This is a genomic window from Qipengyuania nanhaisediminis, assembly GCF_900115585.1.
GTDB classification, from domain to species: domain Bacteria; phylum Pseudomonadota; class Alphaproteobacteria; order Sphingomonadales; family Sphingomonadaceae; genus Qipengyuania; species Qipengyuania nanhaisediminis.
The window spans coordinates 144,656-160,761 of the sequence record NZ_FOWZ01000001.1; the positions used below are offsets into that span (position 1 = coordinate 144,656).

The 16,106-nt window shown below is 63.8% G+C and carries 20 protein-coding genes; 8 read left to right on the forward strand and 12 right to left on the reverse strand.

The window, feature by feature from the left end; all coding sequences use genetic code 11:
* Positions 1-109: 109 nt before the first annotated feature.
* Positions 110-859: an alpha/beta hydrolase gene (locus BM173_RS00780; RefSeq protein WP_143089542.1), complete on the reverse strand. Its 750-nt coding sequence runs from the start codon at positions 857-859 to the stop codon at positions 110-112.
* Positions 860-1,151: 292 nt separating this feature from the next.
* Between BM173_RS00780 and BM173_RS00785 the strand changes: the two genes are divergently transcribed.
* Positions 1,152-2,660: a YifB family Mg chelatase-like AAA ATPase gene (locus BM173_RS00785; RefSeq protein WP_090476417.1), complete on the forward strand. Its 1,509-nt coding sequence runs from the start codon at positions 1,152-1,154 to the stop codon at positions 2,658-2,660.
* Positions 2,661-2,694: 34 nt separating this feature from the next.
* Positions 2,695-3,918, forward strand: coding sequence for a serpin family protein (locus tag BM173_RS00790; protein WP_090476419.1), 1,224 nt, complete (start codon positions 2,695-2,697; stop codon positions 3,916-3,918).
* A 3-nt stretch (positions 3,919-3,921) separates the two neighbouring features.
* Here the strand turns inward: BM173_RS00790 and BM173_RS14720 are convergent, their stop codons facing one another.
* The 3 genes from BM173_RS14720 to BM173_RS00805 all read right to left on the reverse strand — a co-directional run bounded on the left by BM173_RS14720 (position 3,922) and on the right by BM173_RS00805 (position 5,237).
* Positions 3,922-4,269 (reverse strand): hypothetical protein, encoded by a 348-nt coding sequence (locus tag BM173_RS14720; RefSeq protein ID WP_245755713.1) that lies wholly within the window; start codon positions 4,267-4,269, stop codon positions 3,922-3,924.
* Between the two features lie 111 nt (positions 4,270-4,380).
* Entirely contained in the window at positions 4,381-4,641 is a 261-nt protein-coding gene (locus BM173_RS00800; protein WP_245755714.1) for a hypothetical protein, read from the reverse strand.
* 41 nt (positions 4,642-4,682) lie between these two features.
* A complete protein-coding gene (locus tag BM173_RS00805; protein ID WP_090476423.1) occupies positions 4,683-5,237 on the reverse strand; it encodes a winged helix-turn-helix transcriptional regulator in 555 nt (184 codons plus the stop codon).
* 187 nt (positions 5,238-5,424) lie between these two features.
* Here BM173_RS00805 and BM173_RS00810 point away from each other — a divergent pair, with 187 nt between their 5' ends.
* The gene (locus BM173_RS00810) at positions 5,425-5,766 is read left to right on the forward strand and encodes a CC_3452 family protein (protein ID WP_090476425.1); all 342 of its coding nucleotides are present in this window, start codon (positions 5,425-5,427) and stop codon (positions 5,764-5,766) included.
* Positions 5,767-5,850: 84 nt separating this feature from the next.
* Here the strand turns inward: BM173_RS00810 and BM173_RS00815 are convergent, their stop codons facing one another.
* The 3 genes from BM173_RS00815 to galE form a co-directional block, all read right to left on the reverse strand.
* Positions 5,851-6,465: an HAD family hydrolase gene (locus BM173_RS00815; RefSeq protein ID WP_090476428.1), complete on the reverse strand. Its 615-nt coding sequence runs from the start codon at positions 6,463-6,465 to the stop codon at positions 5,851-5,853.
* A 91-nt stretch (positions 6,466-6,556) separates the two neighbouring features.
* A complete protein-coding gene (ykgO, locus tag BM173_RS00820; protein ID WP_007165381.1) occupies positions 6,557-6,682 on the reverse strand; it encodes a type B 50S ribosomal protein L36 in 126 nt (41 codons plus the stop codon).
* Positions 6,683-6,775: 93 nt separating this feature from the next.
* A complete protein-coding gene (galE, locus tag BM173_RS00825; RefSeq protein WP_090476430.1) occupies positions 6,776-7,789 on the reverse strand; it encodes a UDP-glucose 4-epimerase GalE in 1,014 nt (337 codons plus the stop codon).
* Between the two features lie 103 nt (positions 7,790-7,892).
* Between galE and BM173_RS00830 the strand changes: the two genes are divergently transcribed.
* The 3 genes from BM173_RS00830 to BM173_RS00840 are packed head-to-tail and all read left to right on the forward strand — an operon-like array spanning position 7,893 to position 10,053.
* The gene (locus BM173_RS00830; protein WP_090476432.1) at positions 7,893-8,507 is read left to right on the forward strand and encodes a DUF4136 domain-containing protein; all 615 of its coding nucleotides are present in this window, start codon (positions 7,893-7,895) and stop codon (positions 8,505-8,507) included.
* Positions 8,508-9,647: a M14 family metallopeptidase gene (locus BM173_RS00835; protein WP_090476434.1), complete on the forward strand. Its 1,140-nt coding sequence runs from the start codon at positions 8,508-8,510 to the stop codon at positions 9,645-9,647.
* Positions 9,648-9,693: 46 nt separating this feature from the next.
* Positions 9,694-10,053, forward strand: a complete 360-nt coding sequence (locus BM173_RS00840; protein WP_090476435.1) for a hypothetical protein — start codon at positions 9,694-9,696, stop codon at positions 10,051-10,053.
* Between the two features lie 10 nt (positions 10,054-10,063).
* Here the strand turns inward: BM173_RS00840 and BM173_RS00845 are convergent, their stop codons facing one another.
* From BM173_RS00845 to BM173_RS00860, 4 genes are read right to left on the reverse strand one after another with little or no spacing between them, the layout of a single operon-like run.
* Positions 10,064-11,059, reverse strand: coding sequence for a S66 peptidase family protein (locus BM173_RS00845; protein WP_090476437.1), 996 nt, complete (start codon positions 11,057-11,059; stop codon positions 10,064-10,066).
* Positions 11,056-11,460 carry a cytidine deaminase gene (locus tag BM173_RS00850; RefSeq protein WP_090476439.1) on the reverse strand — a complete coding sequence of 135 codons (405 nt, stop codon included), beginning with the start codon at positions 11,458-11,460 and terminating at the stop codon, positions 11,056-11,058. The genes BM173_RS00845 and BM173_RS00850 overlap by 4 nt, the downstream gene beginning before the upstream one ends.
* A gap of 19 nt (positions 11,461-11,479) precedes the next feature.
* Complete coding sequence (locus BM173_RS00855; protein ID WP_090476441.1) at positions 11,480-12,187, reverse strand: glycoside hydrolase family 25 protein; 708 nt, start codon at positions 12,185-12,187, stop codon at positions 11,480-11,482.
* A gap of 4 nt (positions 12,188-12,191) precedes the next feature.
* A complete protein-coding gene (locus BM173_RS00860; RefSeq protein WP_090476444.1) occupies positions 12,192-12,695 on the reverse strand; it encodes a UPF0262 family protein in 504 nt (167 codons plus the stop codon).
* 140 nt (positions 12,696-12,835) lie between these two features.
* Here BM173_RS00860 and BM173_RS00865 point away from each other — a divergent pair, with 140 nt between their 5' ends.
* Complete coding sequence (locus tag BM173_RS00865) at positions 12,836-14,359, forward strand: replicative DNA helicase (RefSeq protein WP_177201767.1); 1,524 nt, start codon at positions 12,836-12,838, stop codon at positions 14,357-14,359.
* A gap of 3 nt (positions 14,360-14,362) precedes the next feature.
* Here BM173_RS00865 and BM173_RS00870 read toward each other — a convergent pair whose 3' ends face one another.
* Positions 14,363-15,544: a phospholipase D-like domain-containing protein gene (locus BM173_RS00870; RefSeq protein WP_090476448.1), complete on the reverse strand. Its 1,182-nt coding sequence runs from the start codon at positions 15,542-15,544 to the stop codon at positions 14,363-14,365.
* 109 nt (positions 15,545-15,653) lie between these two features.
* Here BM173_RS00870 and rpoZ point away from each other — a divergent pair, with 109 nt between their 5' ends.
* Complete coding sequence (rpoZ, locus tag BM173_RS00875) at positions 15,654-15,998, forward strand: DNA-directed RNA polymerase subunit omega (protein ID WP_090476450.1); 345 nt, start codon at positions 15,654-15,656, stop codon at positions 15,996-15,998.
* Positions 15,999-16,106 lie beyond the last annotated feature (108 nt).

Below are 16,106 nucleotides of genomic sequence, written 5' to 3' on the forward strand. Positions count from 1 at the left end.
ACGCGAAGAGGCGAATCGCGCCAACAAAAAGGGCCGCCGCTTCCGGCGACCGCATTGGTGGAGGGGCGCTTAGGCCAAAGCTTGGTTTCGGTCAAGTCCTTCGAGGCGTTCAAAACGCGGCATGGGCAATCTGCGCAGGACGCGGTGCGCCGCCGATCCAGCGCCGCATTTCGCGGGCACCCAGCCAGCGTGCCTCGCTATGCGGAACCGAGTTGGTGAAGCTGTAGAATGCGCGCGCGTCACGCTCGCTCATGCCCATCTCGCGATAATAGCTCAGATAGCGGCGGTTCTGCGGCGCATCCATGGCAAATTCGTGCGCTTCCCGCCCCTGTTCGTCCATCCAGCTGTGCACTGCGAATTCGGCGCCTTCCGCGATTTCGCGCACCGCGCCCGCCAGGAACAGCTCGACCGCGCCCGAGCGCACCGAACCGCGCCGCGGAACGTAGGTCGAAAGGCCGGCGGAACGGATCATCCGGCCAAGCTTCAGATTGGCGATATCGTCCCGCGTCCCGGGGCATTCGACCATGTCGATCTGCGAAAGGCCGGGATGGTTGCGCAGCATGACGCGAAACCAGCGCGGGCTCTCGCGGTCGGTCTCGCCCATAAGCGCGACGCGGTTCTCGTCGATCACGCGAAAAGGTCCATATTGCGCGATGCCGCCCGCATAGCTGCGCGCGCTGGTGTCGATCGACGGCAGGCGATGCGCGACGGCGGAAAAGGGTTTTGCCGTGATTGCCTGTGGCTGCGGCACGGGACGCGGCACGAAGCGCGTGGTGGCCGCGGGCGGCGGCGGTGCTAGGACAGGCGTGTCCGCACTGACGGCGGCCTTGTGCGGCGCGGCCTCAGCGATGGCGCTCACGGGCGCCTCATATACGGACGGCTGCCCGACGAAGGCAGCTGGCAGCTTCACGAGGCCCAACGACTGCGCCACAACAGGGGAGGCAAATCCAGAGGCAAGCATGGCAAGCAGAAGGAGGGCCGCGCGAAGCATGGGCCACCCAATGCGCCCGGCTGCCTTTCCGACCTGCCAAGGGTCATGGTCAACACCGGGTTAACCGCACCTCTTCCCCACCCCTTTTCGCGTGCAAGCCTCGACAATCAAAGGCTTTCTTGCCAGTGCCTGGGGACGAATACTCAGGCGGGGGTTAAGCGTGGTCGCATTGGTCCGGACGGTGGCCTATCTCGGGCTGGAGGCGCGCAGCGTGGAGGTGCAATGCTCCCTCGCGCCGGGCCTTCCCAACTTCAATATCGTGGGTCTGGCCGACAAGGCGGTCGGCGAAAGCAAGGAGCGCGTGCGCGCGGCGCTTGCCTCGATGGGCCTCGCGCTGCCGCCCAAGCGGATCACGATCAACCTTTCGCCGGCCGACCTGCCCAAGGAAGGCTCGCATTACGACCTGCCCGTGGCGCTCGCCGTGCTGGCGGCGATGGGCATTACCGATGCCGAGCAGCTGGAGGACTGGGTCGTGGTGGGCGAACTGGCGCTCGACGGGCGCGTCGCGCCGTCGCCCGGCGTCCTGTTGGCAGCGCTCCATGCAAGCGAGGCGGAAAAGGGCCTCATCTGTCCCGCAGCGCAAGGGGCCGAGGCGAAATGGGCGAGCGAGGTGCCGGTCCTTGCCGCACCCGACCTCGTCAGCCTGCTCAACCATTTGAAGGGCACCGCCCAGCTTGCCGAACCCGATCGCGGCCTTGTCGAAGAGCCCGCGCCCTTCACCGATCTCAAGCAGGTCAAGGGTCAGGAAACCGCCAAGCGCGCGCTGGAGATCGCTGCGGCGGGCGGGCACAATCTGCTGATGGTCGGCCCGCCCGGGGCTGGCAAATCGCTGATGGCGAGCTGCCTTCCCGGCATATTGCCCGAACTGACCCCGGCAGAGGCGCTGGAAGTGAGCATGGTGCAATCGGTGGCCGGCATCCTCGAAGAAGGGCGCATCAGCCGGGCGCGCCCGTTCCGCGCGCCGCACCATTCGGCGAGCATGGCGGCACTGACCGGGGGCGGATTGCGGGTGAAGCCGGGCGAGGTCAGCCTGGCGCATCTCGGCGTGCTCTTCCTCGACGAACTGCCGGAATTCCAGCGGGCAGTGCTCGATTCGCTGCGCCAGCCGCTGGAGACGAACAAAGTCGATGTCGCGCGCGCCAATGCCCACGTCACCTTCCCCGCCAATGTCCAGCTGATCGCGGCGATGAACCCGTGCCGCTGCGGACACCTGGGCGATCCGGCCCTTGCCTGCTCGCGCGCACCCAAATGCGCCGCCGACTACCAGAGCAAGGTTTCGGGACCCATGCTCGACCGCATAGACCTGCATGTAGAGGTCGATCCCGTCAGCGCTGCCGATCTCGCCCTGCCGCCTCCGGCAGAAGGTAGCGCCGAAGTCGCAGCGCGGGTGGCAGCCGTCCGCCAGCGCCAGACCGCGCGCAAGGAGGAAACCGGCGTGCGCACCAATGCGGAATTGCAGGGCGACGCGCTCGACCGTTTCGCCGCGCCGGACGAGGACGGGCGAGCTCTGTTGTTGCAGGCGGCAACGGCCATGCGCTTGTCTGCACGCGCCTATACGCGCATGCTCCGCGTCGCGCGCACGATTGCGGACCTCGCAGGTGCGGAGCAGGTCGGGCGGATCCATGTGGCGGAGGCATTGAGCTACCGGCGGCAACCTCCACGCGCTTGATGCGTTATCTCCTTCTATCGGAAGGAGAAATGCAATGCTTGCTGCCGGGTCGAAGACGCTTCTTTCTACAGCCATTGTCGCCTTGATGGCCGGTTGCACAACGGCTCCAGCGGAAAATTCGGGTGCAGAGGAACCCGCAACCGTCACCGAGCAGCGCGATGGTGCCATGGCGCTCCTCCCGGTGCTGGATGCAGAGGCCGGACCCGAAGAGAACGTGGTCTTCTCTCCTGCCAGCATAAACCTTGCATTCGGGCTCCTTTACGAAGGGTCGGGCGGCGATACCCGCGCCCAGATCGGCCGCATCCTGCCGCCGCCTGCCGACCCGCTCGGCTATGCGAGCGACGAGAAGGACGTCGAGGTCAGCGTGGCCAACGCCCTGTTCCTGGACCGGGACTTCCGGTTCCGCGACAGCTACGTCAGTCGCACGCGGCGGGCCTATGATGCTGCTGCCATTGCGGTCGATTATTCCAACGCCGTCGCTTCGGCCAAAACGATCAATGACTGGGCCGACAAGGCGACGCGGGGGCTGATTCCCGAAGTGATCTCTCCTCCGGCGATCGACGAATCCATGATCGCGGTGCTTGCCAACGCCCTTTATTTCGAGGGGCTGTGGAAGACGAAGCTGCTGTATCGCAAACAGCATCCCTTCCTGTTCGGTAACGGCGCAAAAGAGCCCTTCACTTTCGTCGGGCAGACGTTCGATGTGGCTTATGCCAGCAGGGGCGACTGGGAAGCGATCCGCCTGCCCTATCGCAACGAACGCTATGCCATGGACATCGTGATGCCGCGCAATCGCGAGGTGATGGAGCGGGCCGCATCCGCGCAATTGCTGGAATCCTTTGCCGGCGACCTCTCAAAGGCAAAGCCCGACCTCGTCGAAGTCGAGATACCCCAGTTCGAAACCGATTATTCGCAAAGCCTGGTCGCACCGCTCAAGGCGATCGGTCTCACGTTACCTTTCACGAAAGGCGAGGCCGATTTCTCGGCCATGGTAGAACCGGGCCAGCCGCCCGTGGTGGTGAGCGACGTTCGCCACCTCACCAAGCTGCAGGTCTATGACGAGGGCACCAAGGCAGCGGCAGTGACGACCATCTCGATCATCACGACCAGCGCGCGCATCCTGCCCAAGGAGCCGCGACGGTTCCGCGCCGACCGGCCTTTCATGGTCGTGTTGCGGGATCTCGAGCAAGGTGCGATCCTGTTCGTCGGCCGGATTGCAGACCCGCAGCCGTTCGAACCCGAAGTCGACGAACCCTGATCCTCAGCTGTCGGACATATCGAGGTTGAGCCTGGTCGGCTCGTGCTCTGCATCGCCTTCGAACTTTTTCAGGAAATCCTCGATCGGGACGGCCTGCGCCTTGTCGACCATGGGGTTCGACTTTGCCATCTCGACCGCTTTCAGTTCGTCCGGCGTCATCCGGACATGGATGTAGGGCATCCAGACCTCGCCGAAATCGGCCTGCTGGTACCATACGTCGAGGATGTCGTAGGACGCCCACGATCCGCTCGGCTCGCGCAGCCGGATGCCTTCGCCGATGCGCGGCACCGCCACGGTCTTGATCCGGAAGACCGACTGGTGGGTCTCGTTCTGAACTTCGATTTCGATCACATTATGGCCCGGCTTGTTGGGGAATGAATCCCGTGTGCAGCCACCGCGATGACAGCAAGGCGTTGAGATCGTTTTAACGATGACGTCACGGAGCCACCTTGGAAAGTGACGTCACTTTTGCGCGTAAGGCGTGTTCTTCACCAGGTGGCGATTGTAATCGGGCGCGCCATCGTCCCACCACACGGGCCCGCGTTCGCCCAGCGCCACCTTGGCTTCATGCACCTGCTGGCGGGCGGCTCGCTCTGCCGCTGCGTCCTTATCGCGCAGCGCCGCACCGACCGCACGGCGCGCATCCATGAGCTGTGCGACGAGACGCGCTCGCTCGGTTTCCGGCAAATGGGGATTAGAGGCGCGCCACAGCCTGCCGCGCACGATGATGTAGCGCCCGTCGTCGGTGCGTTCGACGAAATCGCTCAGGCGGCGTCCTTGGCCTTGCGCGCAGTGGCGATGTCCACCACCGAGCCGTTCTTGAGCGTCATGACCGGGCTGGCGGTCGAGCCGTCGGCGCGCACGCCGAGGTTCTTGCGCTCCACCAGGGCAAGATCGGCCGGGCCGAGGATACGTCCGTCATGGCTGAGGATCGAGGTGGGCCCGATCGGCAGGCGGTCGATTTCGTCCACCAGTACGGGGTTCTCGACGATCTCGCCGCCGTATTTCTGGCCCCACTGGCGCAATGCCACCATGGCCGGCAGCAGGTCGAAGCCCTTGTCGGTCAGGCGATACTCAATCTTGCGCCGGTCGTCCGGGCAGGGATCGCGCTTGAGGATCCCGTGTTCGACCAGCTTGGCGAGGCGGTTCGACAGGATGTTGCGCGCAATGCCCAGCTCACTGAGGAATTCCTCGAAGTGATGCAGGCCGTTGAAACTGGCGCGCAGGATCATGAAACTCCAGCGTTCGCCCATGACCTCGAGTGCCTGCGGCAGGCCGCATTCTGTCAGTTCGCGTAGTGGTTCGCGGATATCGCCCATAAATTCAGTCCCTCTCGTGCAACCTATTTACCGCTTTTCGCCGCAAAGCCAAATTCTTTGAAAAATGGGTTGCATCGCGCAACCTAATTATCTAGGTGGTGATTCGCAACTGGTTGCAAATTGAAACCTACATTGCATTTTTCGCACGGCCAGTTGAGAAAAATGCAATGCACTGAAGGAATGAACGATGACCCTCTCCCTCGATCGTAGCGCCAAGATCAGCGTGTTCGTGTCGGCTTTCGCCTACACCGCTCTCACCTTCGGCGCCCTCACCACCCCCACCGCTGCCGAAGCACGCAGCGAAGCACCGTATTACACCGCCGAACTCGCCCAGCCTGCTGCAGAACGCACCACGGTTGCAGGCGGCGTTGCATGGATCTGCTCGGACACGAGCTGCGTTGCTCGCAAGGGCACTTCGCGCCCGGTCCGCATTTGCCGCGACCTCAAGCGCGACCTCGGCGAAGTGAAGTCGTTCACCGCCAAGGGTGAAGAGCTGGACGCCGACAAGCTGGCGAAGTGCAACGGCTGATCCCGCGCACGATCATATCCCCCACCCCCTCTCCATCAGGGTGGAACTCAAGGGCTCCGGCATTCGTGCCGGGGCCTTTTTTGTTCAGATCAGTCCGCGCTCGTTCAGATCGTTCTCGAGCAGGCGAGCCTCGGTGAAGTGATGCACCTGCCACCCGCAGTTGCGCGCCGCCTCGATATTGACCGGGTTGTCGTCGATGAAGAGCATGGAGGCGGCAGGCAGGCCGAAGCGCCGTTCGGCCAGCGCGAAGATCGCCGGATCGGGCTTGGCGACACGCTCCTCGCCCGAGACCACGATATCGCGAAACCGGTCGAAGATGCGTTCCTGCGGACGGAAGCCGGCCCAGAATTCCGCGCCGAAATTGGTGATCGCGAACAGCGGCATGCCTGCCTCGTCGAGCCGTTCCACCAGCGCATGGCTACCGGGCACAGGCCCCGGGATGGTCTCGTTGAAGCGGGTGGCATAGGCGCGGATTTCCTCCGCAAAGTCCGGGTAGAGCGCGATACGTTCCGGGACCATCTGTGCAAGCGGACGGCCGGCATCGTGGAGGAAATGCCATTCCTCGGTCACGACTTCGCCCAGCACCTTCTCCAGCCGCTCTGGATCGTCGACGATCTTTTGGAACAGGGCGCTAAGCTGCCACTGGTAAAGGACCCGGCCGACGTCGAATACGACTGCCTCGATTGAATTATCGCTCATCTTACGCCTTCCATACACGAACGGCCCGCACTCCCTTGCGGGAGCCGGGCCGGTTCATGACGCTTGCGGGGCAGATGCCCCACATCGCTGCTTAGCCCTGGCGGGCCTTGAAGCGGCGGTTGGTCTTGTTGATGACGTAAGTCCGCCCGCGACGACGGATCACGCGGCAGTCACGATGCCGGTTCTTGAGCGACTTGAGGCTGTTGCGGATCTTCATGATAAGTCTCGTTTCACAAATAAATACGCGCCGGAGATGGTGCCCCGACGCGCCAATTTCAAGCGCGCCCGTTAGCGGCGGTGGTGATTCTCGTCAAGCTTCGCGGCGAATTTCCGCAAGCTTGCGTTCCCATTGCACCGCGTGGGTAATGATCTGATCGAGGTCCGCATATTGCGGCTTCCATGGCAGGGTCGCCCTGATGCGCGACGGGTCGGACACCAGTTCGCCTGGATCGCCAGCGCGGCGCGGTTCCATCCGCCGCTCGATCGTGACGTTCGTCACCCGGTCTACCGCGTCCAACACTTCGAGCACGGAGAAGCCGCGCCCGTAGCCGCAATTCATCGTCAACGAACGGTCCGGCCGTTCGATTAGCGCTTCCAGTGCCAGCACATGCGCGGCAGCGAGATCGCTGACATGGATATAGTCGCGCACACCCGTGCCGTCCGGCGTGTCGAAATCGGTGCCGAAAACCGACACCCCGTCCCGCTTGCCCGTGGCCGCCTCGCAGGCGACCTTGATGAGATGCGTGGCACCCGCGGTCGACTGGCCCGTGCGCCCCTGGGGATCGGCACCGGCAACGTTGAAATAGCGCAGCGCACAGTGATTGAACCCATGGGCGGCGCTGGCATCGGTCAGCATCTGCTCCGTCATCAGCTTCGACCAGCCATAGGGGTTGATCGGCTGTTTGGGCGTGTCTTCCGTGACCGGCGATGTCTCGGGCGTGCCATAGGTCGCCGCGGTCGAGGAGAAGATGAAATGATCCACCCCGCCGCGCACGGCAGCCTCGATCAAGGTCCGGCTCTTCACCGTGTTGTTTTCGTAATAGCCGAGCGGGTTTTCGACCGAATCGGGGACCACCACCGATCCGGCGAAATGCATGATCGCCTTGGTGCCCTGTTCGAGGAAAATCTGTTCCAGCAGGACGGCGTCGGCAATATCGCCTTCGTACAGCGGCACATCCTCAGGCACGGCAAAGGCGAAGCCGGTCGACAGATTGTCGATGACCGCCACGGGCCACCCCGCATCGCGCAACGCCAAGACTGCGTGGCTTCCGATATATCCTGCACCGCCGGTGACGAGCACCGGTACTTTCGCGTCCCTATCCATGGCAGCGGCCACTAGCAGAAATCGCGCGAGGGGCAATCTCGGAGCCTTGGCGGTTCTGGCGCGTTCTTCTTTCTTTAACGCCCATATCGGAAAGACCCCGCCCATGAGTCGCACCACCTGCCGCATCGCGCCAACGCTGGCCCTGTTTTCGGCCCTCGCCCTGTCCGCCTGCGCCACCACGCCCGGCCCTGTCGAGGTGACGCGCTTCGTCGCGCCGGAGACCGCCTCGCAGCTTGGCCAGGGGACGATCTTCGTCGCCAGCGCGGAAGATGGGGAGGACAACAGCCTTGCCCTGATGCCGTACAAATCGGCTGTCGCCGAAGAACTTCGCAGCCTCGGCTATGTCGAGACCGACCGTGCATCGGCGGACCAGATCGCCACCGTGCGGATCGAGCGTTATGTCCTCACCGCGCAGGGTCGCCGCTCTCCGGTCAGCGTCGGCGTGGGCGGTCGCACCGGCTCCTATGGCTCGGGCGTTGGTGTCGGCATCGGCATTAATCTTGGCGGCGGAGAGCGCGACAAGGTCGGCAGCGAACTGTCTGTCACGATCCGCAGCGCCGCTTCGCAAGCAAACCTGTGGGAAGGCCGCGCGGACCTGCGCGTTCCCGACAATTCAGAGCTTGCACAGGCGCAAGCAAACGCACAAACCCTCGCCGCCGCGCTGTTCAGCGATTTTCCCGGCAATAATGGCGAAACGATAGAAATCGAGGTTCCCTAAGTGAGCGATATCCGGATCGATGCGGCTTTCGACAGCGGCAATATCGAAGTCCTTTCCATCGACGGCGCGAGCGCGAAGCTTGCCATTCCGCTCGATACAAGCAGCGAATTCAAGCAGTGGTTCCACTTCCGCGTCAGCGGTGCGCAGGGCCGCGAACTGGTGCTCAGGATCACGGACCTGGAATCCAGCGCCTATCCCGGCGGCTGGCCCGGCTACGACGCCTGCGTTTCGGAAGACCGCGACTACTGGGGCCGCGCCGCATCGTCCTATGACAAGAACGAAGACGGCGGCACGCTGACGATCCGTTACACGCCGGCCAGCGACATCGCCTGGTTCGCCTATTTCGCGCCCTATTCGATAGAGCGTCATCACGACCTCGTGTCCGAAGCCGCAGCCTCGGAAGGGGTCGATCACCTGCACCTTGGCACCACGCTCGACGGCCAGCCGATCGACTGCCTCGAAATGGGCGAAGGCGAATTCAAGGTCTGGCTCTATGCCCGCCAGCATCCCGGCGAAACGCAGGCCGAATGGTGGATGGAAGGTGCGCTCGAAGTGCTCACCGACCCGAGCGACAGTGTCGGCCGCCTCCTGCGCGAGAAATGCCGCCTCCACATCGTGCCCAATTGCAATCCCGACGGGTCGAAGCGCGGCAATCTGCGCGTCAATGCGGCAGGCACCAACCTCAACCGCGAATGGGACAATCCCAGCGCGGAAAAGAGCCCCGAAGTCCTCGCCATCCGCAACCGCATGGATGAAACGGGCGTCGATTTCGCGATGGACGTCCACGGCGACGAGGCCATTCCGGTGAGCTTCCTTGCTGGCTTCGAAGGCATCCCGGGCTGGACCGATGAGCAGGGCGACAGCTACTACGGCTACGAGGCGATCCTCGACCGCCGGACCCCCGATTTCCAGACCGAACAGGGCTATACCAAGGCCGCTCCCGGCAAGGCGAACCTGTCGATGAGCACCAACCAGGTCGCAGAGCGTTTCGGCGCCATCGCGATGACGCTGGAAATGCCTTACAAGGACAACCCCGCGAGCCCCGAGCCCGAACAGGGCTGGTCGCCCGAACGCTGTAAGATGCTGGCACGCGATTGCCTTGCGAGCCTGCTCGAATGGCTGGAAGCGCGCGAGGCGTAAGCTATCGGAAATGCTGGGTTAAGCGAGCGCAGGGTAGACGATACCCATGCGCTTGCCCCTCGCCATTCTCGGCCTGATCGGCCTTTCCGCCATCGCCGCCCCCGCGCAGGCGACGGGCGGGTTCCTGTGCAAGACCGCTACCGGTCCGCAAATCGAGATCGCGCTCGGCTTCGGCCATGTGCCGGGCGCGCCGCTGGTCGGGCACCGGCTGCGCGTGGACGGCAAGCTCATCGCCTCGCACGCACCGCAATGGTGGCTCGACGATAAGGAAATGCGGCTTGAGCTCACCTCGCCCGATGCGATGAAATCGCTGCTCGTGATGCGCACGAAGCGGGTCGGTTATTATTACGACGGGCAGGTCGAATATGACGGCCGGACACGGTGGGTTCGCTGCAAGGGAAGCTGATCCGGCCCGGCTAGGCGGTGACCGCCTCTAGCGGCGTCAACGTCCCGCCATCAGCATCGAACGCGACGCTTGCGCCATGCGGCAGGCAGAGCTGGCCGCGAATATGGCCGATATTCGCGCCGGTCACGACAGGGCAGTCCAACGAGCCGAGATGCTGGTCCAGCACGTCGTCCAGCGTGAAACTTTCGCCTTCCGGATCGTCGACACTGCACGCCCGGCAACGCCCGAACACAATGCCTGCAGCGCTATCGAGTACGCCCGCCAGCTTCAGCTGCTGGAGCATCCGGTCGATCCGGTACGGCTCCTCGTTCACGTCCTCCAGGAAAAGCACCGCACCCTCCATTGCAGGCAGGCGGCCCGTCCCCATCAGGGTGGAGAGGATGGTGAGATTACCGCCGAGCAGCCGCCCCTCGCGCTTGCCGGGTTTCAGAACGCGGTCAGCCGCGAGGTCGAGCTCGGGCATTTCGCCCGTGAAGGCGAGCCGCCACAGGCTTTCCCAACTCGCCGCCTCGCTCCACGGGCTCGCCGCATTGGGCGCGTGGAGCGTTGCAAAGCCCGCCTGGCGCGCGATCGCGAGATGGAGGGCGGTGTTGTCGCTATAGCCGATAAAGAGCTTCGGGTTGGCGCGGATGGTCGGCCAATCGAGCAAAGGCAGGATGCGCGCCGCGCCATAGCCCCCGCGAATAGCGAAGATGCCGGCAATGGTCTGGTCGGCAAAGGCCGCATTGAGGTCCGCTGCGCGCTGCGCATCCGTGCCCGCGAGATAGCCGAACTTGGCCTCGGCATTCGCCCCGAATTGCGGGACGAGCCCCATGCTGGACACCCAGTGCCGTGCACGCTCGATCTCGGCATCGGATACGGCGCTGGCCGGCGCAACCAGTGCCACCTTGTCCCCTGCCTGCAAGCGCGGGGGCCGGACACGCATCGGCGCGGCGACAAGCGGAGAGGCGGTCAGCGCGGCGCAAGCGGCGGCAAATCCGCCCATCGCGCTGCGCCGCGTGATCAAACGAGGCTCGTCGGACCGAAGGCGTCGGGCAAGAGCGCGCTCAGCGTGGTGCGGCGCACTTCATCGGGGCCGACGCACAGGATCAGCGGATCGGTCCCGCCAAGCTGCGCCAGTTCGTTCAGCACCTGGCGGCAGCGACCGCAGGGTGTGATCGGCATGTCGCCCGGCCCCGTCACCGCGACCGCTTCCAGCCCGCCGCGCACCCCGTCGGCCATCGCCTTCGATACCGCGACGGTCTCCGCGCATAGCGCAAGACCGTAGCTCGCATTCTCGATATTGGTGCCGGTCACGACACTGCCGTCGGCAAAGCGCAGCGCGGCACCGACCGCGAAACTGGAATAGGGCGAGTAGGAATGTGCGGCAGCCTCTCGGGCAGCGGCGATCAGGTCGTCATCGGTCATTCGTCACCACCTAGCCGGATCAGGGCCGCACGACCAGCCAGCGCAGCGGCGTATCGGCAGCCTGCGTCATATGCGACGCATTCGCTGTCCAGACCGTCCACGGCCTTCCGGCATAGCCCGGCTCGTCCATGTCGCCCTCGAGCCAGAGCGCGCGCTCTAGCCGCGCGGCGGGGCGATAGCGTTCCTCGAAATCGCGGCTGGGCGCCAGCACCACCGGCGCACCCGCGTGCGCTTCGATCTGGTTGACCAGCGTCAGCAGTTCGCTCTGCACCGCGGCGTCGGAAACCCGTGTTGGGCAATCGTCGGCGGTTCGCGCCAGCCGGATCGCGGGCGGGAGCAATTGTTCGTCGCGCGGCACGATGGTGACATAATTGGCCGATTGTCCGTCCGCCCGCTCGCACGGGTCGAATTCATGCACCGTGCCGACCTCCAGACCCGCTTCGCGCGCTGCGACGAGATTGTCCGAAAAGCCTGAATCCTTGTCGCGGGCACCCTTGCTGGTTTCGAGATAGACGAAGCTTGCGCCAAGTCCCGCGAGCACTTCGAAGTCGACGTTCTCGTCCTCTTCGCCGATCAGCGCGCCCTGGTCGGGATAGGTGTCCTCGTCGGGCCGCCAATTGCGTTTCTCGTTCCACAGCCAGATCGCCGCGACGCCTGCGATGACCGCTGCGAGCAACACTAGCTTCAGCAACCAGCCCGATCCGGGCTTCTTCTTGCGCCGCGCCATGCCCTCAGCCCTTGATGTGTAGGACGCAGATCAGCGTGAACAGCCGGCGTGCGGTGGCAAAATCGGTCTCGATCTTGCCCTCCAGCCGTTCCAGCAGCAGCTCGGCCGCCTGGTTGTGCACCCCGCGCCGGGCCATGTCGATCGTCTCGATCTCGTTCGCGGTCGCCTTGCGGATCGCCTGGTAATAGCTGTCGCAGATGGCGAAATATTCGCGGATCGGGCGGCGGAAACGCGCCAGGCCCAGCAGCAATTCCTCTACCATCTCGCCCTCGGTGTTGGCGATGGTCATGAGCAAGCGCCCGTCCCGCACCGCCAGCGTCAGGTGATAGGGGCCATCCGCCCCGCGCTCCACTGCGCGCAGCGGCTTGAAGGTGTTTTCCTCGATCAGGTCGAAGATCGCGATCCGGCGTTCCTGTTCGATATCCGCGTTGCGCCAGATGATCGTCTCTTCATCGAGATCGATATGCGCGATGCGGTGATCGGGGTTGGAAGATGCGGATTCGGTCATGGTCGTGAGTGACGCTTTCGCAACTGGCGCAGATGCATTCAAGGGGTTGCGCGATAATCCCCGCTATCCACAAGCGACAGGGCCAATTTGGCCACATGCTCCGCTTGTGGAGCCGAAGCCCCTCGACCATGGTGCCGCGCATGGCCGACACCGATCTCCTCTTCCCCGCCGATGATTCGACTTCCACCCCCGACAAGCAGGGCCAGACCCTGCCCAGCAATATCGAGGCGGAGGCCGCATTCCTTGGCGCGGTGCTGATCGACAACCAGGTCGTGCAGGAGCTCAATACCCCGCTCCAGCCGCATCATTTCTACGAACCGGTGCACCAGCGCATCTACGAGCGCATCCACAAGCTGCTCGATCGCAATTCGATCGCGACGCCGGTGACGCTGAAGCCCTATTTCGAAAGCGACGAGGCGCTGAAACAGCTTGGCGGCGTGACCTACCTCGCCAAGCTGACGCAGGATGGACAGGGCCTGCTGGCAACCGGCAAGCTGGCCGAACAGATCTACGACCTCGCCCTGCTTCGCGAACTGGTCCACGTGGGCCGCAACCTCGTCGAAGGGGCGCTCGACACCTCGGACGAAGTCGCGCCGATGGACCGTATCAGCCAAGCCGAAGCCGATCTCTACAAGGTCGCGGAAGGCGCGACCTCGGGTAACGAGGCGCAGGATTTCCGCACCGCGGCGCTCGGCGCGCTGAAGATGGTCGAGGCGGCGATCAATTCGGGCGGGCGCTTTTCGGGCAAGACCACCGGCCTCGACACGGTCAACGACAAGACCTCGGGCCTGCACAATTCCGACCTTATCATCCTCGCCGGACGCCCGGGCATGGGCAAGACCTCGCTTGCGACGAACATCGCCTTCAATGCCGCACGGCGCCTGATGGACGATGAAAAGATCGGCATCGACCGCAGCGAATCCCCGGGTGCTGGCACGGCCTTCTTCAGCCTGGAAATGAGCGCGGACCAGCTGGCCACGCGTATCCTTGCCGAGACTGCGGAAATTTCCAGTGAGAAACTGCGTTCGGGCAAGTTGAGCCGCGAGGAATTCCAGCGCCTGTCCTTTGCCAGCCAGGAATTGAACGAGCTCCCGCTCTATATCGACGACACGCCCGGCCTCACCATCGGCGCCCTGCGTACCCGCGCCCGCCGCCTGAAGCGCCGCCACGATATCGGCCTCGTCATCGTCGACTACCTGCAGCTGCTGCAGGGTTCGGGCCGCGCAAACGACAACCGCGTGAACGAAATCTCGGAAATCAGTCGCGGCTTGAAGACGCTGGCCAAGGAACTGAACGTGCCCGTGATCGCGCTGTCACAGCTCAGCCGTGCGGTGGAACAGCGCGAGGACAAGCGCCCGCAGCTGTCCGACCTTCGCGAATCCGGCTCGATCGAGCAGGACGCCGACATGGTGTGGTTCATTTTCCGCGGCGAATACTACCACAACGCGCTGAAGCCCGACACGCCGGACGAAACCAGCAGCGAAGACGTGCGCCAGAAATATGCCGACTGGGAAGCGCGGCACCTGGAACTCGTCAATCGCGCCACGCTGATCGTCGCCAAGCAGCGTCACGGTTCGACAGGCAACGTGCCGCTCTTGTTCCAGAGCGAGTTTACGAAGTTCACCAGCCCCGAACTGCGGGGCGGTTACGACGATTACGAATAGGCCTCAGATGCCGAGGTTGAGCCTGCGCGTAACGGTGTAGTCGACCACGGAGACAAGCAGCCAGCTCAGGTTCCAGCGGATCCGGTTCCACAAGGTCGCGCGTTTCTTGTGCAGCGGGATCGTCACCTGCTGCGATGCCGCGATGTGATCGCTGACGAACTGTCGCATCCGGTCGGCCAGCGCGGCGTCGTCGATCTTCAGCACCAGCTCCAGATTGATGTAGAGGCTGCGCATGTCGAAATTGGCACTGCCGATATAGACGGAATCGTCCAGCACGATCAGCTTGGTGTGCAGCTTGCACGGCACAAATTCCCAGATCTTCGCCCGCTTCGACAGCAGGAAATCATAAAGCGAACGGCTCGCCCCGATGGTGGCGCCATTGTCCGACTTGCCCGCCATCACCAGCCGCGTCTCGCCCTTCTGAGCGATCCGGCCCATGTGCTTCAGCAGCTTCTTTGGCGGGCTGAAATAGGCCATGAACATATCGAGCCGCTCGCCTTCGACGAGGTCGTCCGACACGCAGCGCGCCCAGCTAGACAAGCCGCGCGTCGGCCCTCCTACCAGCCAAGTCGCGTTCGGCTCCTTCCATTCCCAGTCGCGCACCGTGCGCGCAATTTCGCGGGCGTGCTGTTCCTCGCGCTCGGTCCAGGAGCGCAGCTTGGCATACCAATCGTTCAGCCCCTCGACCGCCGAACCTTCGATCACGATGCCAAGGTCGTTCCAGCCGTTCTCTTCGGGCGGGGCGAAATAGTCGTCGGCGATATTGAAGCCGCCGAACATTGCTCTCTTGCCGTCGGCGACGACCAGCTTCTGGTGGTTGCGGATGAGATAGCGACGCGTCCATTTGGCGGAGAAGACCAGGAAGGTGCCGCCTGCATCGATCAGCGGGCGCAGGAAAAGATCCGAAGCATCTGCCCCGAACCGGTCGACGATAAGCGTGACGTCGACCCCGCGCTTCGCCGCCACCACCAGCGCATCGCGAAATTCGGTGCTGACCGTGTCCTCGGCAAAGATATAGAAGCACACGTCGAGCTTCTCTTTTGCGCTTTCGACGAGGTCGAACAACGCGGCGCGGCGATCGGCACCGGCCGGATAGAAGGCCAGGTGCTGGCCGGCCGCATCGAACTCGAACGGCTCCGGATCGCGGAATTGAGTGGCCTCGCCCTGCATTTCGCTTGCTCCCATCGCCCCTGCCTTAGCGGCTGGTGCGAAAGGCGCAAATTCTTGACCTTTTGCCCCTGTGCACCTATTTGGCCCTCTTTCCCGGATTCTCTAGAATATATCGGAGTGCCCAATGGCGCGCGTTACCGTCGAAGACTGCGTAGACAAGATCCCCAACCGTTTCGATCTCGTGTTGCTGGCTGCCCAGCGCGCACGTGAAATCTCGGGCGGTGCGGAAATCACTCTCGAGCGTGACCGCGACAAGAACCCGGTCGTCGCCCTGCGCGAAATCGCCGAACAGACGGTCAAGCCCAAGGACCTCAGGGAAGCTGCAGTGACCAACCTGCAGAAGATCCTCCCGGACGACGACGACGAGATGGACGAAATCGGTTCGCTCAGCCAGTCGGCAGAGGCGCTGCGGATCACCGCTTCGGCCCCGACCCGTTCGACCTCGATCGGTGCCGATTACGAAGGCTGATCGCCTTTCCAGTTTCGGAAATCAGGTAAAAGGCCGTCCTTCGGGGCGGCCTTTTGCGTTGCAGGCCGCGCAATCCAGGCATAGATTCGCCTGCGACAGGAGGATCGG

Coding starts and splice junctions, on each gene's coding strand:
- BM173_RS00790 (WP_090476419.1), top strand. CDS start 2,695: ATGCTTGCTGCCGGGTCGAAGACGCTTCTTTCTACAGCCATTGTCGCC.
- BM173_RS00805 (WP_090476423.1), bottom strand. CDS start 5,237: ATGGGCGATATCCGCGAACCACTACGCGAACTGACAGAATGCGGCCTG.
- BM173_RS00810 (WP_090476425.1), top strand. CDS start 5,425: ATGACCCTCTCCCTCGATCGTAGCGCCAAGATCAGCGTGTTCGTGTCG.
- BM173_RS00815 (WP_090476428.1), bottom strand. CDS start 6,465: ATGAGCGATAATTCAATCGAGGCAGTCGTATTCGACGTCGGCCGGGTC.
- ykgO (WP_007165381.1), bottom strand. CDS start 6,682: ATGAAGATCCGCAACAGCCTCAAGTCGCTCAAGAACCGGCATCGTGAC.
- galE (WP_090476430.1), bottom strand. CDS start 7,789: ATGGATAGGGACGCGAAAGTACCGGTGCTCGTCACCGGCGGTGCAGGA.
- BM173_RS00830 (WP_090476432.1), top strand. CDS start 7,893: ATGAGTCGCACCACCTGCCGCATCGCGCCAACGCTGGCCCTGTTTTCG.
- BM173_RS00840 (WP_090476435.1), top strand. CDS start 9,694: ATGCGCTTGCCCCTCGCCATTCTCGGCCTGATCGGCCTTTCCGCCATC.
- BM173_RS00850 (WP_090476439.1), bottom strand. CDS start 11,460: ATGACCGATGACGACCTGATCGCCGCTGCCCGAGAGGCTGCCGCACAT.
- BM173_RS00855 (WP_090476441.1), bottom strand. CDS start 12,187: ATGGCGCGGCGCAAGAAGAAGCCCGGATCGGGCTGGTTGCTGAAGCTA.
- BM173_RS00860 (WP_090476444.1), bottom strand. CDS start 12,695: ATGACCGAATCCGCATCTTCCAACCCCGATCACCGCATCGCGCATATC.
- BM173_RS00865 (WP_177201767.1), top strand. CDS start 12,836: ATGGCCGACACCGATCTCCTCTTCCCCGCCGATGATTCGACTTCCACC.
- BM173_RS00870 (WP_090476448.1), bottom strand. CDS start 15,544: ATGGGAGCAAGCGAAATGCAGGGCGAGGCCACTCAATTCCGCGATCCG.
- rpoZ (WP_090476450.1), top strand. CDS start 15,654: ATGGCGCGCGTTACCGTCGAAGACTGCGTAGACAAGATCCCCAACCGT.